Raw genomic sequence first — 17,150 nt, forward strand, 5'->3', positions numbered from 1 at the left:
CGCCGTTCTCATCAGTTACTTCCGACTCAGCAACCTCAGACCAATGTGACCTCTAAAGCACCACGAAACAACCCCACCGGGACAAAACGCTCTTTAAGACGCCGTTTCTTATGGCGTGATCGTTCGTTGAACGGTGCATGACGGATCTGGTTGAGCGGTTGGTACCGGACGAGTTATGGGTCCTTGTCCGGCGGGTGGTGCCGCCGACGGAGGTGAAGCGCCCGCAAGGTGGCGGCCGGCGACGGGCCGGCGACCGGGAGACTCTGGCAGCGACCATCTTCGTGGCCATCTCGGGCTGCACGTGGCGGCAACTGCCGCCGGTGTTCGGCCCAGCCTGGCCCACTGTCTACCGGCGCTTCGCCCAGTGGAGCCGGGAGCGGGTCTGGGCCAGGCTGCACCGGGTCATCCTCGATGAACTCGGTGCCAGAGGAGAGCTGGACTGGTCGCGCTGCGCGATCGACTCCGTCAGTGTGCGAGCGGCAAAAGGGGGCCACTGACCGGACCGAATCCGACCGACCGCGGCAAACCGGGATCGAAAATCCACCTGGTCACGGACAGGAACGGGCTGCCCCTATCACTGGGCATCTCCGGTGCCAACCTGCACGACAGCCTCGGCCTGGAGCCGCTGGTGCGGGGCATCCCGCCCATCCGTTCCCGGCGGGGCCCGCGTCGCCGACGCCCGGCCAAGCTCCACGCGGACAAGGGGTACAACTACGACCACCTGCGGCGATGGCTGCGCAAGCGTGGCATCCGCCATCGCATCGCCCGCAAAGGCATCGACTCTTCCGCGCGCTTGGGCTGCCACCGTTGGGTCGTCGAGAGAACCGTGTCCTGGCTGGCCGGATGCCGGCGCCTGCACCGTCGTTACGAACGCAAGGCCGAGCACTTCCTCGCCTTCGTCGGCCTGGCGGCGCTACTGATCGGATACCGCCGCCTGGCCAAGACCGTCAGGGCCTGAGCCGATTCTGCTGAGGATCGAAGCAGACCAGCCCCATCGAGTCCGTGAGGGCCGCTGCCCAGGCAGAGACCTCCTCAGCCCTGCTCCAACTCATCGGGAAGTAGACGAGAGGGCCACCGGCCCCACCGATCAACGGTCCTGCGGACCAAGGCGAGGCGTCCTCCACATCATCAGTCACGTCACCCCACCGCTCCACAAGTGCGGCAACGTAAGCCGCGATGGGCTCGGTCGGAGGAGAAGGGCTCACCTCCGTGTCCAGGTAGCGGTCGAAGAGGTCCGTGAAGACTCGACCGGCGGTCTTGTCATCCGCGGGCCGCTCTCCTTCCCAGACGGCCAAGTCGTAACTCATGCCTGGAGGCTCTCACACCGCAACGACAAGACAACGCTGACGGCCGACAGGCGCCAAAGGAAACGGTATCTAAGTTCATCTAATCGGCCTCGAAGCCGCCGCTCATGAACCGTCAGACAACCCCCGTTCACGGAGGGCCCGTTGGGAGCAGTACGTAGGCTGGTTGATGCCGAGACGGGCGAGGCGGTCCCCTATGCGCCGTACGCCTTCTCCGGCAAGCACACGCAGGTAGACAAGGCACGCGTCGAGGCGATCACCGAATCCAAGGCTTTCACGCCCAGCCAGAAGTTCCTCGTCCTGTGGTGGATCGGGGTCTCGCCCGAGGGCATGGAACCGTTGCGGGCCACCGGAGCCGACATCGCCAAGCGGGTGGGGATGTCCACCGACGCTGTAGGGAAAATCAACAGGAAGTTGGCCAAGCACCGCATCCTGATCGTCCGAGGGCGCATCGGCAACTACAACTTCTATCGAATCAGCCCGTACATCGCCTTCCACGGAACGGGGCTCGAGCAGCGTGAAGCGGTGAAAACGTGCAACCCGCCAGACATCCCCGGATTCGATGAGAAGGTCCCTTCACGGTGGGAGGCCCAGTGATCAGCAGCGACGACAAGCAGAAGAACCTCGATCTGCTTGAGAAGACGGCCGGCATGACCGCCAACCAGCGCCTCGTCGTCATGCTGTACGCCCTGCACCCGACCGATCGGTCCGGCGCCGTACTCGAGACTGCCGCCAACCTGGCCCAACTGGTTGGAATGGCCGCGCCCGTCTTCTCCCGCACCCGCAAGCAGGTCATCGAAGCTGGCTGGCTCGAGGAGACCGAGAGGCTCGGCCACATCAGGTATTACCGGCTTGATCCCAAGCGCATGGGCGAGAGCGTCGTCGTTCCCCTCCGTCGCGCAACCTGACGTACCACAGACCGTCCCTCGTTGACGTGAAGTACATGAGGGACGGTCTGCAGGACCGTTCCCCTTCACCATTGGACAAGCTCCGCCGCCTTCCCGAGAACGTCGAGCCCCCGGGATGCATGCATTCCCGGGGGCTCCTCAGTGCCCCGCGATCAACCGAGCAACGGGGTCCCGAGGCATCGGAAGCCAGCCATCCACAGCCCGTCCACGAAAGGCTTCGGCGGACGCGGAATCCTGCTGGTGGGGCCTGCCGTCAATGGCGGGCGTAGTTGGGACCCGAGGCAGGAAGGGAGCTTTCGCTACGCTCTGCTCATGCCTCACTTCGTGTGCAAACACTGCGGCGATGACGTCCCCACCAACCCGGGATTCGAGATGACAGCGGTAGCGCGGCACGCGAAGGAGGTCGGCCACCCGAACAAGGGCCTGGTCTCAGCTCACGTCTACCGGGCGCGGCGACGGCGGAAGCCGGCTCCCGGCTTCGTGGAGCACCAGCAAGGCTCATACGGCTGGTGGAGTGGTTTTCCGGGACACGTGCGCGGCGCGGTCTCGGCGGCAGTCCTCCTCCTAGCTCTGATCATCGGGACGTGGATTGCACACTTGGCCGACGAGCCGCCAGTGCAGGCTCCGGGCTGTAAGGGCGGGTTCCCCGTGCGGAGCTGCTGATGGCACCGAACGGCGCGCACCGCGGGCGCGGTAAAGAAATGCAGACGGTCACGATGACGGTGGGGGCGGCTGGTTAGCCGTAGCGCCAAGTGAGTACGGGCATGTGGTCGATGGGCATGCCGCAGACGCCGACCAATAATGGGGAAGTCACGCTTCGAGCGGAAGCAGGCCCGCACCGCCTCGCACCTTGGGGCGCTCTCCGATCTGCGTAAGCACGGTCTGGCGGAGAACGGCAGCAAGATCTCGGGTGGGGACACGCTGCGCAACCTGACGCCCGTGGGCCTGAAGGCCGCCTCTTACGAGCTGGGGCGGCCGGTGGGGGAGGATGGGCAACCCCGGCCCGCGGCGCCGGCCGGTGGCTCTGCCCGCGACGGGCACAGGCCACCGCCGCGGTCACGCGCCGGATGTCCTACCGGCTTGGACCCGGGCCAGCACCTGGTCGACCAGCTCCTGCGGGGTCAGCTCGCCGTCCAGGAACACCGTGTCGCTGGGCAAGGCGTCGGCAGCGGCCATACACGCTGCGATCCTGCCCTTGCACCAGCGCCGGACCCGCTCGTCCTGCTCCGGGTCATCCGGGGTGAAGCTCCGGCCGTCGATCCGCTCCTCCAGGACCTCTCGGGGGACCTTGAGGAAGAAGTGGTGAACGTTGATGCCCGCGTCGTTCAACGCGCCGAAGATCTCCCCGACATACATGGGGGTGACCAAGGTCATGGGTACCAGGACCGGGCGGTCGTACTCCTCGACCAGTCCCACCGCCAGGTCTGCGACCTGCCGACGCCACAGCCGAAGGTCCTGAAAGTCGCCGGTCGGCACCTCCACGATCTCCCGCAGCACATAGCCGACCATCTCCGGGTCGAGGACCAGCGCCTCGGGCCAGCGCGGCCGCAACTCGTCCACCAACGTGGTCTTCCCGCTGCCGAACGCACCGTTCACCCAGACGATCAACGCGTTCCTCCCCGTCCGGTTGCAATGTCCGCGCGTCGAGCCCGGCGTGTTGGATCAGCATGCCGCGCGGCCTGGGTGGGGCCAAAATGCATTGGCAGAACATGCCCGAAAGATTGCTAAGTGAGGCCGAATCCCGCTGTCAAGCGGACCAGTTCCCGTTGTCGCAGCCAAGCACTCATGTTCGGTGAGAATGCTCAACCTTCACTTAGAGAGGTCAGTGATAGGCGTCGCTCATGCTTCGGTGAGTTCCCAGCTTGAGAGGGAGCCACGTGCCGAGGAACCTGCTCGGCGTCCGACAGAGCATGCGGCCGCGCCGCTGGCCCCTCAGCGACGAACTGGCTGTCCGTGGTCGCCCAACGCGATGGTGGCCGACACCCACGTAGGTGCCGGCCACCACCCAGTGGTGACCCCGATCCGCCGTCAGCCTTCGGGCAAGTGGTCGACGGCGATGGTGGCAGAGTCCTCGGGAGTGAGGATGCGGATGCCGACTCGAGGATGACTGACAGGGAACTCGGTTCACGTACTGCGGAGCCGGGTGACCGTGACGACCGCGTGCCGGATCGTGCCCGCCATGGCATCCACCATGGCGTCACCCCCGGCGGGCGTGTAGGAGTCGCCGACCTTCGTGAACGCCCCGCCCACCTGGGGGAGCAGACGAGGGCCGATGGTGGAGGCAAGCGCCGTGGTCAGCCGCTGAACAGTAGGAGGCGATCAGCATTGGAGGCCATGTCCATGGTGCCCGAGGCGTCGGTGGGCCGGTACAGCGTCATCCGCTTCCAGTCATGTGCCACATCGGGGTCGGTGTAGCGCAGTACGGCTCGGGCATCGGGGTGCGTTCCATGGGCGCACGCTAAAGGTCTCAAATGCACTTTCGCTTCAGTCGTTCTGCTTGCGATCAGATGTTCGCCAGTTCTCGTAGTGAACTCATCGCTGGGTTCCGGGCCAGTGCCGGATAGTGATGTTCGAGGTACTCCAGACCGTCGGTGATGAATGACCGGGCCTCGGATACGTACTCGTCGAACGAGCAGCTGGGATGAGGCGTCGGCACACCACGTGGCGTGGAGGTGAACTGCACCTGATCGCCCACGAGTTGCAGTCGGATGACGTAGGTGTTCTCCGTGAAATCGATCTTCGCTGTCCCGACGGTCCGCAGGCTTTCCATTGAGCGCCCCAGACTGAACATGATGTCGATCAATGGCGGTCGAGCGGCCGAAAGGAACGCGTGACCGTCCACGGTGAAGTCGACCGGGTACTCGAAGAACCCATAGCGCAAATCTGTCGTGCCGAGAGCCGCCAGGTCGATTCGGCCGGCCTTCCAGGCCTTCTCGTAACCGGACCCGATATCCCTGCGACTGTCGGGCGTAAACTTGATCTTGGGGGGCATTTGTCCGTCCTTTATTGTGAGGTCCGTGCGTGCCGGGGGCGGTCGCGTAGGCGCTGTTCCGCTCCGTATCCGCCCCGGCTCAGGTGGTGATCTACATGGGGTGCGCGGTTCGCAGGGAACCGTCCTCGTTGAGAATCACCCTGATCCCCGTCGAGATCCCGCCGCCGTCATCTTCGGACAGCCTTCCGACCGTCTTGCCGGGGCCGGAATTATATTCGTAAACCGTGCCGTCACGGCCCCCGTCGTTCTTGCGCGCCCTTCCATTCCCGACTGCTTCCTGAATGCGCTTCTTCAGTTTGTCACCTTTGACGAATTTCCCCTCGAATACGCCCTTGCCGGGGCCGTACTCCTTTCCGCTTGTGCGGTGCCGGTTAAGGACATGCTGCCATCCGTCGTACTCCGGCGTGGACCACTTCACGATGGGACGGGCCTTCGCGGCCTTCGCGACGTCCGCAACCCGCTCCAGGTCTTTCAGCTGGTCCGGCAGCTTGATGAAGTCGCCGACGATCGGGATGACGCCCAGGAGGCCGAGGCCTGTACCGACCTTGTCACCTTCGTCAGCCGAGCGCTTGACGTCGTAGCCGTCGCAGCCGGCTCCAAGGACGGGGATCCAGCCGCAGCCGACGAGCAACAGTTCCTTGCCCTGCATCCCAGGTACCTCGGGGGATGCAGAGCAAGAGGCTGTCTAAGAGGTCATCTCATTTGGCTGCCTCAGTAGGCTGTGGTTCGTGGCGGGGATCGTTGAGCGGCTGGTGCCGGACGAATTGTGGGAGCTGTTCCAGCGGGTGGTGCCGGAGGCGCCTTCGCGGCCTCAAGGCGGTGGACGACGCCGGCATGGCGACCGTGAGGTGCTGGCCGCGATCGTGTTCGTGGCCACGTCGGGCTGCACGTGGCAGCAGTTGCCTGCTGCGTCGTTCGGTCCGTCGGGGGCGACGGCTCACCGCCGTTTTGCCGAGTGGTCGAAGGCCAGGGTGTGGGCCAAGCTCCATCGCCTGGTCCTCGACGAGCTCGGCTCGCGCGGCGAGCTGCGCGATCGACTCGGTGAACATGCGGGCCCTGAAAAGGGGGACCTGACAGGCCCGAATCCTGTCGACCGGGGCAAGTACGGATCGAAGATCCATTTGATCACTGAGCGGACGGGTCTGCCCCTGTCCGTCGGAATCTCGAGTGCGAACCTGCACGACAGCCAGGCACTGATCCCGTTGGTGAAAGGCATACCTCCGGTCCGTTCCCGCCGCGGGCGGCGGCGACGCAGGCCGGACAAGCTCCACGCAGACAAGGGCTACGACTACTCTCACCTGCGCCGGTGGTTACGAGGCCGTGGCATCAGGCATCGCATCGCCCGCAAGGGGATCGAGACCTCGCAGCGGCTCGGCCGCCACCGCTGGACCATCGAGCGAACCATGTCCTGGCTCGCCGGCTGCCGCCGCCTCCACCGCCGCTATGAGCGCAAGGCTGAGCACTTCCTCGCCTTCACGAGCATCGCCTGCACCCTCATCTGTTATCGGCGGCTCGTCTGCTGATGTGGGCCTGCAGCAGTTTCACGGCCAGGTCGTGGCCGTAGTGATTAGCCATGTCCATGGGTGTGCGGCCGTCTGGGTCTGCGAGCTCCGGATCAGACCCGAAGGCCAGCAATACGGCCGTGGTGTGCACCGTCAACGGCTGCCCGCTCTGCAGAGAGCCATCACCCTCGGCGTCGATTGCGTGCGTCAGCAGCGTCATGTTGCTGAAGACCTCGTCGGGATCGGAACCAGCGGCCAACAACCGGGCCAGAGCCTCAGCATCCTCCTGCTCGACCGCTTGATGCGCAGGTGTCCAGTAGTCGCTCACCACGACATTCAACTGCCCCCCACAGCACGCCTGCCAGCGACTATCTACGTCATCAGCCACCAATTGAGATGACGTCTAAGAGATCGTCTCGATTGGTGCTCAGCTCCGTCTCCCGCATGGCCGGACTGTCGGTAGACAATCCGCGTGCAGCGGTTGATCAGCTTGAGGAACACTGTGCGGATGAGCTCCGCAGCCTCCCAGACACCACAGGAAAGGGCCCTTGGCCATGTCGCGGAACTGGCGTCGGGCCCTCCGATGGACCCGACGCTGCGGGTGACCCTCAACTTCCACCCGGACCGGCTACTGCACGACAAGCCGATCCTGGATGCCATGTCCGAGGACGGTGTCTACCGCTCACAGTTCGTCACGGGGACCAGCAACGGCGGACTGACCGCATGTCCCGGCGGCGACCGGTGGCGCTGGGAGAGCCGGATCTTCGACGGGGCCTACGACGACGCACACGGTCATGAGCGGCCCGTCTACGGGGCGTTGAACTTCCGTCGCAAGCCTGTCGGCGGGGCACCGCGGTTCGGCTCTGCCCACTTTCGGCTGACGGCCGAGACGCTGACGCGGACCACGTTCTGCTACCCGGACAGTTTCCTTGAACCCTCGGATTTCGGTGTCGCGGCCCGCATGGGGCTCATCGAGCTTGCCCTCGCCGATCGCCAGGACAACCTTGACGACTACATCGAGGCGCAGGTCCACGGGCCTGTGCGACCGAACTGCCACGCCGAGGCGCTGGTCCTCGACCCCTGCTATCGAGGGACGGCTGTGGAGGTTGCGGCCTTACGCCTGGGCTGCCCCGTGGAGTGGCACCCCGGCTTCCGACTCAATGTCGCAGAACTCCTCCGTCATCCCGGCTACCGCGGTCAGGAGTACGTCGACTTGGGCGCACAGATCGCCGTCGACGGCGTACTCAATCCGCGCATCGTCGGGGAGGCAGCGCGTGCCGGCCACCATGACCCCCAGGCGATCAAGAAGGTGTGGCGCTACCTCGCGCGTTTCGGGGCGCCTGGGAAGGGCCGTTGACGATTCGGTGAGTCCGGTACCGACGGAGGGGACTGTACTCGATGGGCTTCGTTGAGGGGCTGGTGCCGGAGGGGTTGTGGGAGTTGTTCCGGGCTGTGAGACCGCCGATCCCCACAAGGCCGCAGGGCGGTGGCCGTCGGCGAGTTGACGATCGCGCGGTCCTTGCCGCGAACATCTTTGTCGCTACCTCTGGATGCACGTGGCGGCAGTTGCCGCCGGTCTTCGGCGCGTCGTGGCAGACCGTCCATAGACGGTTCTCCGAGTGGTCCGCTGCGCGGGTGTGGGCGAAGCTCCACCGTCTGGTGCTGGACGAACTCGGCGCCCGAGGAGATCTGGACTGGTCGCGGTGCGCGATTGACTCCGTGAACATGCGAGCCCTCAAAGGATGTTGACGCGTTGGCAGATGGTTAGGCCGTGCGGTGACTGGGACGCGGCACGTGGCCACCATGGTGCGCCACCCGACAAGGGGTGGGGCCGTCACCCGAAAGTGAGTAACAGAAGGCTGGTGGCGGAGCGCTGGGGCGGGGGTTGAGTCCGGCGACCGCGGCGCCGGCTACTGCCTGTCCCTCCACCACAGAGCACGAGGCGACGACCAGACGGCCGACTTTTGGCTTGACCAGAGCGGCGACAACGCCGACACCGTCGAAGGATGCGCGGCCAGCACCGCCACCGTCCTCGACTGACCGGGTTGTGACCACTGCGGCGGACAGCGGCGGATTCAAGGTCCTCGTGGCGGACAGCAAGGACGCCTATCAGTGGCGGACCGTCGCCACGCTGGCGGAGCCCGGCATGCCAGCGGACTCGTGGATCGGTAACTCCTGCGTCATGGACCGCGATCACGCCGCGGTCGTGTACGCGCCGCGTACGTTCACGAACAAGCCGGATCTAATGCAGGGCGGGGCATTCACCGCGGTCGTCGACCTGAAGTCCGGCCGGGTGACGAAACTACCCTTCACCGGCTCGCTGGCCTACTTCGACCCCGCGTGCAACCTCGAAACCCGCACGGCCGCCTTCACGGCGCTCCGCGACAGCAAGACCCGGCTCCTCACGGTCGACACCAACGGCAAGACAGCAGCCGACACCACTGTCCTCGGCCAGGTGACGTCAGCCGTCCCGGTGAAGGACGGTCTCATTGCCGCACACGGCAGCCACCTGGTCCACGTCGATCCGGCGGACAGCAAGCTCCGAAAGTTGGCGGCCGCGGACAGTGTGCCGTTCGACATCCGCCCCACCAGCAAGGGAATCGCGTTCCTCGACCGCAGGGGCGAAACGGTGCACGCCAAGGTGTGGAAGGGGCAAGGCAAGCCGTCGACACTCGCGTCGGGGAAGCTCGGGGACCTGGCCCTCGAGCAGGGCACGGAGGGCAGGGCGTTCCTCACCGGCGAGGCCACGAACACGAAGCTCGCCGGTACCGCGGTGACTCGCCTGGACGTTCCGGCGGACACGGACGTCTCCATCCTCGGCCGACTGGCCGTCGATCCCGTGCTCATGCCCGGCGTACGCGCCGGCCTGGAGCAGATCGGCAACGCAGGCAAGGGCTTCACCAAGGCGGAACCCACGCCCCGCGCGCGCACGTCCCAGGACCCCACGGATGAGGACGCCGCGCCGCTGACCGTCAACAGCATCGCGACTGCCACCGGAGAGAAGATCACCCAGACGGTCGCCGACACGACCAGCGGCACGGGGAAGGGTTCGTTCTCGCCCGCCCTGCGCGTGGCCGGCGGAACCGGGCGGGCACCCGGGAAGAGCGGGCGGGCGGCACAGGCGGCCGACCCGAACAATCCGGTCGACACGGACCGCTGGTGCTCCATCCCTCGCAACGACGTCAAGGGGCTGGCGTTGCAGCCGACTCCGAACCAGGTCGAGTGGGCCGTCAACATGGCGATCCGCGGCGAGCTGCGCTCTAAGTGGATCAAGCAGGGAGGCTGGCGCTCAGGCCTGGGCACCGTCGACCCGCAGGGACTGTTCCCGCCCCCGACGCTGAAGGGCAAGGCGGGTGCGCGCATCCCCGCCCAGGTGCTGCTGGGCGTACTTGCCCAGGAGTCGAACCTGTGGCAGGCCGAAGGCGGTGCTATCCCCGGGCAGATGGGCAACCCGCAGGCGGCGATCGCCGGGTTTTACGGGCACAAGGGGGAGACCTCCGAGGCGTACTGGAGGATCAACTGGAACCAGTCGGACTGCGGCTACGGGGTCGGACAGGTCACCGACGGCATGCGCTTGGCCGGCCTGGAGAAGCCTGGCGAGACGTCCCTGCCTCCGGCGAAGCAGAAGGCCGTGGCGCTGGACTATGCGGTCAACATCGCCGCGTCGATGTACATCCTCGCGGACAAGTGGAACCAGGTGCACACCGCCGGGCAGACCATCACGGTCAACAACGACGACCCGTCGAAGCCGGAGAACTGGTTCGCCGCGCTGTGGAACTACAACCTCGGCTTCAACGAGAACAAGGGCGACGGCAAGCCGTGGGGTCTCGGCTGGTACAACAACCCCGCGAATCCGACCTACCCGCCCTCGCGGCACCCGTTCATGTCCGACCCGCGCGACGCCGCGAAGCCCCAGAACTGGCCATACCAGGAGAAGGTGATGGGCTGGTCGGCCTGGTCCATGGACACCGGCTACTCCTACGCCACCGACGGACGCCAGGACTGGCCCGGCGAGTCCGGATTCTCCAGCGCCGGTTTCCGGCCCGCCTGGTGGATTAACCCGGGGCAGCGCGACCGGGTCAAGCCGCCACTGGACGCGTTCTGCAACGCCACCAACAACTGCAACTCCGCGAACCCGCCGGACTGCCCCGACGCCAAGTGCTACGAGAAGTACTGGTGGCGCGGCTCGAACGTGACGTGGAAGCCGAACTGTGACGCCGACTGCGGCAACGAGAGCATCAAGTACGTCACACTGCGCGAGGAACCGGGCCGCGGCACTCGGCTCAAGAACGGCACGCCGACGTGCGCAGCCGCACCCGCCGGGGCGCTCATCGTGGAATCCATCCCCGACAACGTCGACACCTACAGTTCCTGCGGGTCGTCCGGCACCGATGCCGGCTCCTTCCAGTTCAAGTTCCATCCCAACCCGGCGGCGACCGGACCGGGGCTGGGCCCGTACGAGGCGAAGGGGGACCTGCACCAGATCGGCGGTGGGCAAGGCGGTCACTTCTGGTACACGCACACCCGCGACACCGCCCATCTCGGCGGCCCCGGCGCCCGGATGACCATCGACGGCACCTGGACCCTCGGCCGCAGCGTTGAGTGGGCCCGGGTCTTCGCGCACATGCCGGACACCGGGGCGCACACCCAGCAGGCCCACTACGCGATCAAGGGGGTCGCGGGCGGTGACCGCCACCGTTACGTCAACACCCGCTTCGGTGAGAACACCTGGGTCGAACTCGGTGTCTACCGCTTCACCAGCACGCCACGGGTGGAGCTCACGAACACCACCGACGACGGAACCGCGGACGAGGACATCGCCTGGGACGCGGTCGCCTTCCAGCCGCTGTCGGGCAAGCCGAAGCACATGGTCGTCGCCATGGGAGACTCCTACACCTCCGGTGAGGGATCCGGAGCCTATTCGCCCGAGTCCGACCGGGGCCACGGAAAGAGCAGCTGGAACGCGTGCAGACGCGGCGACAACTCCTGGCCGCGCAAGGTGATCCTCCCGGGCCAGACGAAGACCGTGGGCGCGCTCGCGGACAGCTCCGATCCAGCACTGGGCTTCCAGGTCACCGCATGCTCCGGAGCCAAGACGTTCCAGATGACCGAGGGAAACCCCAATGCCTGGGGCCTCGACGGGAACTTCCACGAGAAGACACAGATCGACGCAGGGGTGCTCAGCACGGACACTACTCTGGTCATGCTGACCATCGGTGGAAATGACGCGCGATTCGACAACAAGATCCAGATGTGTGTCACAAATGGGTGCCCGTCGGAGGCCTCGATGAAGGCAGACATCGACAATGCTGTAATCGAGACTCGGACGGTGCTGGAACAGATCCATGACCATGCGCCGAACGCGAAGATTTCGCTGATGGGCTACCCACTGCTCTTCAGCCGCACTGTGCAGTGCTCGACCTTGGTGAGTGCATCCCAGCGTGTCATTCTGAACGGCATGGCCGAGTACTTCGAGGACGAGCAGCGTGAGCTGGCCCTCTCCATGAGCGCTGACAACGTGCAGTACCGGTCTCCGCAGTCGGCGTTCGAGGGAAAGCGCATCTGTGATTCGCCGGAAGGAATCAACGGAGTCGTGGCCGGACCGAACGGCGACGGCGACTTCCACCACGGCGACAAGAACACCCAACTCTGCTGGTGGTTCACGGGAGACACCTGCCTCAGCCGGGAGAGCTACCACCCGAACAAGACAGGGACCAGCGCCTACGCACAGGCCTTCATGACGGCCAGCCCGACGGCAGCCCTCACACGAAAGGACCAGTGAGGGACAAGCATGTCTGAACACGGCACCGTGGCGCGGCAGCGCCGCGTCACGGTGCAGGCCCCCGGATGCCTGGTCGCCCTCTTCGCCCCTATCATCGCGGTGCTGATCGCGGCCCTGGTTCTCATGGTCATGCTTGACCGCCAGGAGCGCGCGAATGAGCGAAACGAGTCGGAAGCCTTGAACAAGACAGCAGCCCTGGCCGGGTCGTACGCACGTGACGTGATGGCGCTCTCGCTCTCGCAAGACCCCCCTGGTCAGGAAGCCGTGCGTAGCATCGCCGAACGGCACGACGGCAGGCTTACCTCCTACGCACGCGCCGAAGACCGGCTGGCCACCACCGTCCGCTTCTTCGCGGAGTTCAAGGACACCACCATGTTCGGTACGTCTTACTCCCGGGCCTATCGCTGCTATTCCATCGTGTTCCGTGAGAATGCCGCAGGCGATCCGCAGGAGAAGACAACCCGGCTTGAGAAGTGCGATGCCGACTCATTCAGCTGACCAAACCGCTTCGGTAGCCGACCGCCCTTAAGGTCGTAGACCCGGTCCTGGACAGCACGGGCGTGGACTATGAGGTGAGGTTTTGGCGCACGTCCAGGTAGCAGCGCAGTCGTATCCCGGGCTCGCCGGGTTCCCGGGTCGTACGGTCTGCCGGTGCGGTCGCCCACCGCCCGGCGAGCAGCTTTTGGATGGCGAGTGCGGTCTGGTCGTCTGCGGCTGCGACCTCGACCACGGCCAGGCCTGGTTGTGCCACGTGTGCTTCGGTGATCGGCCTCATCCATACAGGGACTTACGTGTGGCCGGGCGCTGAAGTTCTGTGCTCCCGCCGTCTTCACCCGACCGAGTGGGGGAGCGCACGTGGCATTCCACCTGGGGCGAGCGCTGGGCGGCTATCGGCGCGTTCTGACGTAACGCACGCTCGGACCCCACTTCTCCATGACCGGCGCCATGCACCACTGGCACAGGGGGGAACCGCCGCGGCCGTACTTGTGCGTCTTGCGCTGGCACCCAGAGCACGGGCCGACCAGGTCCCCGGAGCAGATAAGCGCGGAGGGATCAGGTTCTGTCACCGGCGGCGCGGGAGTCGTCATCATCGTGTCCTGTTCTGGGCGACCAACACCGAGCGCTCTGCCCGAAGAGTACGACCTGAATGACATGACTGTTCGATCATGTCCCCGCGTCTCACCTCCGTGTGGGTTGGCGAGGGAACAGAGCGCGCCCGACGCCCCTGTCACGGCGGCGTAGCCATGAGGGGGACGTCGGTGGGGGAGAGGTCAGTGCGGGCGCGGTGCAGGCGCGCGGGATGGCGCCACCGGCCACCGGCATCACGGGCGATGTCTACGCCGACCTCGACCACCAGATCCGGCTGCACGAGCGTGACGGTCAGGGTCTCTCTGGTGCCCCACCCGGTGGAGAAGGTCCAGCCCGTCCAGGGATGCCCGTGCTGGCCTGGGGTGAGATGGCCTGCGACCACAGCGCCGGTGGCTTGAGTGAGGGTGATGGTTCGGCCGATGTACTGCAGGCGTTGCTCGTCGTCGTACCTGCCGAGCAGCAGGCAGCGCGGTGACGCCCACGGGCCGGTAACCGCGCCGACGATGGCCTCGGTCGTCTCGCGCACCTACTGGCGAAGAGGCAGTGTTCGATTCATGCACTATTCGTGCAGCGGACCGCGGCGGACGGTGCGCACCGCCCGCTGTACGCCGATGCGAGAGCTACTGACGAGCCTTCAGAGGCCGTTGCCCAGGCCCCGGTATCCGCCCTCTGGTGCGTCGTAGGAGAACCTGTATCCGGCGAAGTCGGCGAGATGGACGTAGCCGCTGTGCCTAAAACGCTCCGCAGTAAACGCGCGCTTGCCGGCCGCGGTCCCCATCGTGGCCGATGGGGTGCCGGTGGAGTGGGGACCTGCGACGGTCCGGCGTGCCGCGGTTTCCCACGAAATCCGGTGGAGTCTCAGCGGCCGGAAGTGGTTGGGTCCTGCTCAATGCTTCGCTGACACGGCCCGTCACAGTGCGAGGCGCAAGGTCCGAATCTCAGGCGCGCTAGCCCGCGCGTCGTCGAGTGATGGAGGTTATCGCGGTGGCTGGTTATGGGGCACTTTCCGACGTATACGAGTGGCTGATCGGGGAGGACAGGTTGACCCCCGCCAATGCAGCCGCGGTTTACTACAGCGATGTCGTGGGCTCTCTGCCGCCCAACGCGCGCGTCCTCGACTGCGCGTGTGGAACCGGCCAGCTCGCCGTCGGTCTCGCGAGTCTTGGCCTTGACGTGGTCGCCGCAGACGCCAGCAATGGGATGGTTCGCCGGACCGAGAAGGCCGCCGACGAGCAGGGTGTCTCGCTTCGAGCCCTCCGCGCGAGCTGGGACGAGCTGCCCGACCACCTGGAGGACTCCACGTTCGATCTGGTGTTCTGCGTCGGCAACTCGCTCGGGCACGCTGAGGGCGCAGCCGGGCGCCTGACCGCACTGGAAGCGATGTCGCGGCTGCTGAATCCGGGCGGACGCCTTGTGCTCCACTCACGCAACTGGGAGCTCGTGCGCTTCGCCGGCTCACGGGTAGACGTCCGCGATCGACTCATCCGCCGCGACGACCGAGATGCGGTCGTCAGCTACTACTGGCAGATCGAGCAGTGCTGGGAGCAGGAACACTTCCTTGAGATCGTGGTCGCCCAGATCGAGCCGGATGGGGCAGTGCGGGCTTGCTCGGAGCGGTTGTCCATCTGGCCCTACCGGTACGAGGATCTCGTGGCTCAGTTGCGGAGTGTCGGGCTCACGGTGCAGTCCACCACCTTCGACCCCGAGAGCGATGGATACCTGGTGGTCGCCAGCCGCGACCAGGCGCGAGGCACGTCTGAGCCGGCACCCTGATCCGCCTTTCGTCGTTTCCGGCCTGCCGGCTCGCGGCCGCCTGCAGTGGGTTTTTCGCGAAGTGTCAGCGCTTGAGGCGGTCGCTGCGGGTGCTGTCCTCGCCGCGCTGGCTGCGGACCTGCGGCCCGCGGGCTGCACCGCCTCCACCAAGCATTCGATCCTGGACGGCACGTCGCTGCCGATCGACCGAATCGCGGCCGACTGGCCCTTCTGCTCTGGGGAGCATGAGAAGCACGGCATGAACGTGCAGATCATCACCGATCCCGCCGGGCGTCCTATCGTTGCCTGATGCGCGCACCCCATCAACTCGTTTGGTGCGGGTGCGGGCGGGTCGCGGCCAGGTAGTCGGACCAGTTCTCGCCGGTCATGGCTGCGAAGCGTTCCGCGGTTCTCGGCTGGATGCCGATCAAGTCGGAGAGCACGACGGGTGGCAGGTTGGCGAGCGCTTGCATCATGGCCGTGTTCCGGGCTGCGCGGGCGGGTAGGCCGTAGCGCTTGAGTTTGTCGGACAGTCCCGCAGGGTTGCGGGGGCGCCCGGGGGCTCGGCCCGGCAGCAGGTACCTGCTGGCTTCGTTGCCGTGCCGGGATCCTTCTTCGAGGTGGTCGTTGATGAGGCGGGCGAGCTTCGGTGGCAGGACGACGGGGTGGCGGATGATCGTCAGGTAGGTGTGATCCGCGTCGTGGTGGAGGTGGTCGGTGGTGAGTTCGACGATGCGGGTCAGAGGGAGGGCGTAGAGGCGGATGAGGGCTGCGGCGATGCGAACGTCCGACGGCAGCGTGGGGTCGTTCAGGCACCGGCGTAGTTCCTCATAGTGGTCTTCTTCGATTTGGAACTGGCCGGGGAGCTGGGAGGGCGGATGTTCGATGGTCAGGCCGGCCCGGGTGAGGTGGCGGGCGCCGGCCCAGCGGATGAAAGGGATGGAGCGGGCTCGCAGGGTGGGCCTGGAGATTGCCCAGAGGTCCAGGTCTTCCTGCGTGAGGCTCTGAAGGGTGTGTTGCTGGGTGTCCAGCCAGGTGAGGAAGTCGATGGCGGCGCGGATATTGCCGCAGTGGCCCTTGTGGGCGGTGTAGGTGTAGCGGCCGCGCGCCGAGCGCCGGCGAGCATCGCGGATGATGTGCCACTCGGCGAACGGGCGGATCAGGGTCGCCTGATGTCCCGCCAGCTTGGCCAGCGTGCGGCCCGTCCAGTTGATGAGCAGGGCGAGAGGCCGAGCACTTCCTCGCCTTCGTCGGCCTGGCGGCGCTACTGATCGGATACCGCCGCCTGGCCAAGACCGTCAGGGCCTGAGCCGATTCTGCTGAGGATCGAAGCAGACCAGCCCCATCGAGTCCGTGAGGGCCGCTGCCCAGGCAGAGACCTCCTCAGCCCTGCTCCAACTCATCGGGAAGTAGACGAGAGGGCCACCGGCCCCACCGATCAACGGTCCTGCGGACCAAGGCGAGGCGTCCTCCACATCATCAGTCACGTCACCCCACCGCTCCACAAGTGCGGCAACGTAAGCCGCGATGGGCTCGGTCGGAGGAGAAGGGCTCACCTCCGTGTCCAGGTAGCGGTCGAAGAGGTCCGTGAAGACTCGACCGGCGGTCTTGTCATCCGCGGGCCGCTCTCCTTCCCAGACGGCCAAGTCGTAACTCATGCCTGGAGGCTCTCACACCGCAACGACAAGACAACGCTGACGGCCGACAGGCGCCAAAGGAAACGGTATCTAAAAGAGCGTTTTGTCCCGGTGGGGTTGTTTCGTGGTGCTTTAGAGGTCACATTGGTCTGAGGTTGCTGAGTCGGAAGTAACTGATGAGAAC

20 protein-coding genes and 2 pseudogenes are annotated in these 17,150 nt (G+C 66.0%); 11 read left to right on the forward strand and 11 right to left on the reverse strand.

What is annotated here, in order from left to right:
* Positions 1–137 precede the first annotated feature (137 nt).
* Positions 138–958, forward strand: a protein-coding gene (locus ABTX60_RS41605; protein ID WP_502992500.1) for an IS5 family transposase whose coding sequence is annotated in 2 segments (ribosomal slippage) — positions 138–495 and positions 495–958 — 822 coding nt in all. Because the reading frame shifts where the segments join, the coding sequence is not laid out codon by codon here.
* Here ABTX60_RS41605 and ABTX60_RS41610 read toward each other — a convergent pair.
* A complete protein-coding gene (locus ABTX60_RS41610) occupies positions 948–1,307 on the reverse strand; it encodes a hypothetical protein (RefSeq protein WP_352101911.1) in 360 nt (119 codons plus the stop codon). The two genes, ABTX60_RS41605 and ABTX60_RS41610, sit on opposite strands and share 11 nt — an antisense overlap.
* Before the next feature lie 141 nt (positions 1,308–1,448).
* On the opposite strand from ABTX60_RS41610, the gene ABTX60_RS41615 reads away from it, so the two are divergent.
* Both ABTX60_RS41615 and ABTX60_RS41620 read left to right on the forward strand, forming a co-directional pair.
* On the forward strand, positions 1,449–1,901 hold the full coding sequence (locus ABTX60_RS41615; protein ID WP_352101912.1) for a MarR family transcriptional regulator: 453 nt from the start codon (positions 1,449–1,451) through the stop codon (positions 1,899–1,901).
* Positions 1,901–2,212, forward strand: a complete 312-nt coding sequence (locus tag ABTX60_RS41620; RefSeq protein WP_352101926.1) for a replication initiation protein, RepL2 — start codon at positions 1,901–1,903, stop codon at positions 2,210–2,212. The genes ABTX60_RS41615 and ABTX60_RS41620 overlap by 1 nt, the downstream gene beginning before the upstream one ends.
* Before the next feature lie 1,056 nt (positions 2,213–3,268).
* On the opposite strand, the gene ABTX60_RS41625 is transcribed toward ABTX60_RS41620, so the two are convergent.
* From ABTX60_RS41625 to ABTX60_RS41640, 4 genes are all read right to left on the reverse strand, one after another.
* On the reverse strand, positions 3,269–3,820 hold the full coding sequence (locus ABTX60_RS41625) for a P-loop nucleotide/nucleoside kinase family protein (protein WP_352101913.1): 552 nt from the start codon (positions 3,818–3,820) through the stop codon (positions 3,269–3,271).
* Between the two features lie 516 nt (positions 3,821–4,336).
* Positions 4,337–4,462 (reverse strand): hypothetical protein, encoded by a 126-nt coding sequence (locus ABTX60_RS41630; RefSeq protein ID WP_352101914.1) that lies wholly within the window; start codon positions 4,460–4,462, stop codon positions 4,337–4,339.
* Between the two features lie 253 nt (positions 4,463–4,715).
* A complete protein-coding gene (locus tag ABTX60_RS41635) occupies positions 4,716–5,204 on the reverse strand; it encodes a hypothetical protein (protein WP_352101915.1) in 489 nt (162 codons plus the stop codon).
* A gap of 91 nt (positions 5,205–5,295) precedes the next feature.
* Positions 5,296–5,853, reverse strand: a complete 558-nt coding sequence (locus ABTX60_RS41640) for a hypothetical protein (protein ID WP_352101916.1) — start codon at positions 5,851–5,853, stop codon at positions 5,296–5,298.
* A gap of 88 nt (positions 5,854–5,941) precedes the next feature.
* Between ABTX60_RS41640 and ABTX60_RS41645 the strand changes: the two genes are divergently transcribed.
* Positions 5,942–6,727 carry an IS5 family transposase gene (locus ABTX60_RS41645; RefSeq protein ID WP_352101927.1) on the forward strand — a complete coding sequence of 262 codons (786 nt, stop codon included), beginning with the start codon at positions 5,942–5,944 and terminating at the stop codon, positions 6,725–6,727.
* On the opposite strand, the gene ABTX60_RS41650 is transcribed toward ABTX60_RS41645, so the two are convergent.
* Positions 6,699–7,034 (reverse strand): ankyrin repeat domain-containing protein, encoded by a 336-nt coding sequence (locus ABTX60_RS41650; RefSeq protein ID WP_352101917.1) that lies wholly within the window; start codon positions 7,032–7,034, stop codon positions 6,699–6,701. The genes ABTX60_RS41645 and ABTX60_RS41650 overlap by 29 nt on opposite strands.
* A 180-nt stretch (positions 7,035–7,214) precedes the next feature.
* Here ABTX60_RS41650 and ABTX60_RS41655 point away from each other — a divergent pair, with 180 nt between their 5' ends.
* From ABTX60_RS41655 to ABTX60_RS41670, 4 genes and pseudogenes are all read left to right on the forward strand, one after another.
* Positions 7,215–8,063 carry a DUF3626 domain-containing protein gene (locus tag ABTX60_RS41655; protein ID WP_352101928.1) on the forward strand — a complete coding sequence of 283 codons (849 nt, stop codon included), beginning with the start codon at positions 7,215–7,217 and terminating at the stop codon, positions 8,061–8,063.
* Positions 8,064–8,104: 41 nt separating this feature from the next.
* Positions 8,105–8,449: pseudogene (locus tag ABTX60_RS41660) on the forward strand (transposase); the annotation flags it as partial.
* 304 nt (positions 8,450–8,753) lie between these two features.
* The gene (locus ABTX60_RS41665; protein WP_352101918.1) at positions 8,754–12,488 is read left to right on the forward strand and encodes a GDSL-type esterase/lipase family protein; all 3,735 of its coding nucleotides are present in this window, start codon (positions 8,754–8,756) and stop codon (positions 12,486–12,488) included.
* Positions 12,489–12,497: 9 nt separating this feature from the next.
* Entirely contained in the window at positions 12,498–12,986 is a 489-nt protein-coding gene (locus tag ABTX60_RS41670; protein WP_352101919.1) for a hypothetical protein, read from the forward strand.
* A 67-nt stretch (positions 12,987–13,053) separates the two neighbouring features.
* On the opposite strand, the gene ABTX60_RS41675 is transcribed toward ABTX60_RS41670, so the two are convergent.
* From ABTX60_RS41675 to ABTX60_RS41685, 3 genes are all read right to left on the reverse strand, one after another.
* Positions 13,054–13,263: a DUF6207 family protein gene (locus ABTX60_RS41675; RefSeq protein ID WP_502992501.1), complete on the reverse strand. Its 210-nt coding sequence runs from the start codon at positions 13,261–13,263 to the stop codon at positions 13,054–13,056.
* A gap of 453 nt (positions 13,264–13,716) precedes the next feature.
* On the reverse strand, positions 13,717–14,103 hold the full coding sequence (locus ABTX60_RS41680) for an ATP dependent DNA ligase (RefSeq protein ID WP_352101921.1): 387 nt from the start codon (positions 14,101–14,103) through the stop codon (positions 13,717–13,719).
* A 108-nt stretch (positions 14,104–14,211) separates the two neighbouring features.
* Positions 14,212–14,355 carry a hypothetical protein gene (locus ABTX60_RS41685; protein ID WP_352101922.1) on the reverse strand — a complete coding sequence of 48 codons (144 nt, stop codon included), beginning with the start codon at positions 14,353–14,355 and terminating at the stop codon, positions 14,212–14,214.
* Between the two features lie 191 nt (positions 14,356–14,546).
* On the opposite strand from ABTX60_RS41685, the gene ABTX60_RS41690 reads away from it, so the two are divergent.
* Together ABTX60_RS41690 and ABTX60_RS41695 are read left to right on the forward strand one after the other, a co-directional pair.
* Positions 14,547–15,350, forward strand: a complete 804-nt coding sequence (locus ABTX60_RS41690; RefSeq protein WP_352101923.1) for a class I SAM-dependent methyltransferase — start codon at positions 14,547–14,549, stop codon at positions 15,348–15,350.
* A 94-nt stretch (positions 15,351–15,444) separates the two neighbouring features.
* A pseudogene (locus ABTX60_RS41695) lies at positions 15,445–15,624 on the forward strand (IS5/IS1182 family transposase); the annotation flags it as partial.
* Positions 15,625–15,652: 28 nt separating this feature from the next.
* Here the strand turns inward: ABTX60_RS41695 and ABTX60_RS41700 are convergent.
* Positions 15,653–15,805: a hypothetical protein gene (locus tag ABTX60_RS41700; protein ID WP_352101924.1), complete on the reverse strand. Its 153-nt coding sequence runs from the start codon at positions 15,803–15,805 to the stop codon at positions 15,653–15,655.
* Between the two features lie 123 nt (positions 15,806–15,928).
* On the opposite strand from ABTX60_RS41700, the gene ABTX60_RS41705 reads away from it, so the two are divergent.
* On the forward strand, positions 15,929–16,153 hold the full coding sequence (locus ABTX60_RS41705; protein ID WP_352101925.1) for a hypothetical protein: 225 nt from the start codon (positions 15,929–15,931) through the stop codon (positions 16,151–16,153).
* Between the two features lie 474 nt (positions 16,154–16,627).
* Here ABTX60_RS41705 and ABTX60_RS41710 read toward each other — a convergent pair whose 3' ends face one another.
* A complete protein-coding gene (locus ABTX60_RS41710) occupies positions 16,628–16,987 on the reverse strand; it encodes a hypothetical protein (protein ID WP_352101911.1) in 360 nt (119 codons plus the stop codon).
* Positions 16,988–17,150: the final 163 nt, after the last annotated feature.

The organism is Streptomyces sp. NPDC126510 (assembly GCF_040302345.1).
Classification (GTDB): domain Bacteria; phylum Actinomycetota; class Actinomycetes; order Streptomycetales; family Streptomycetaceae; genus Streptomyces.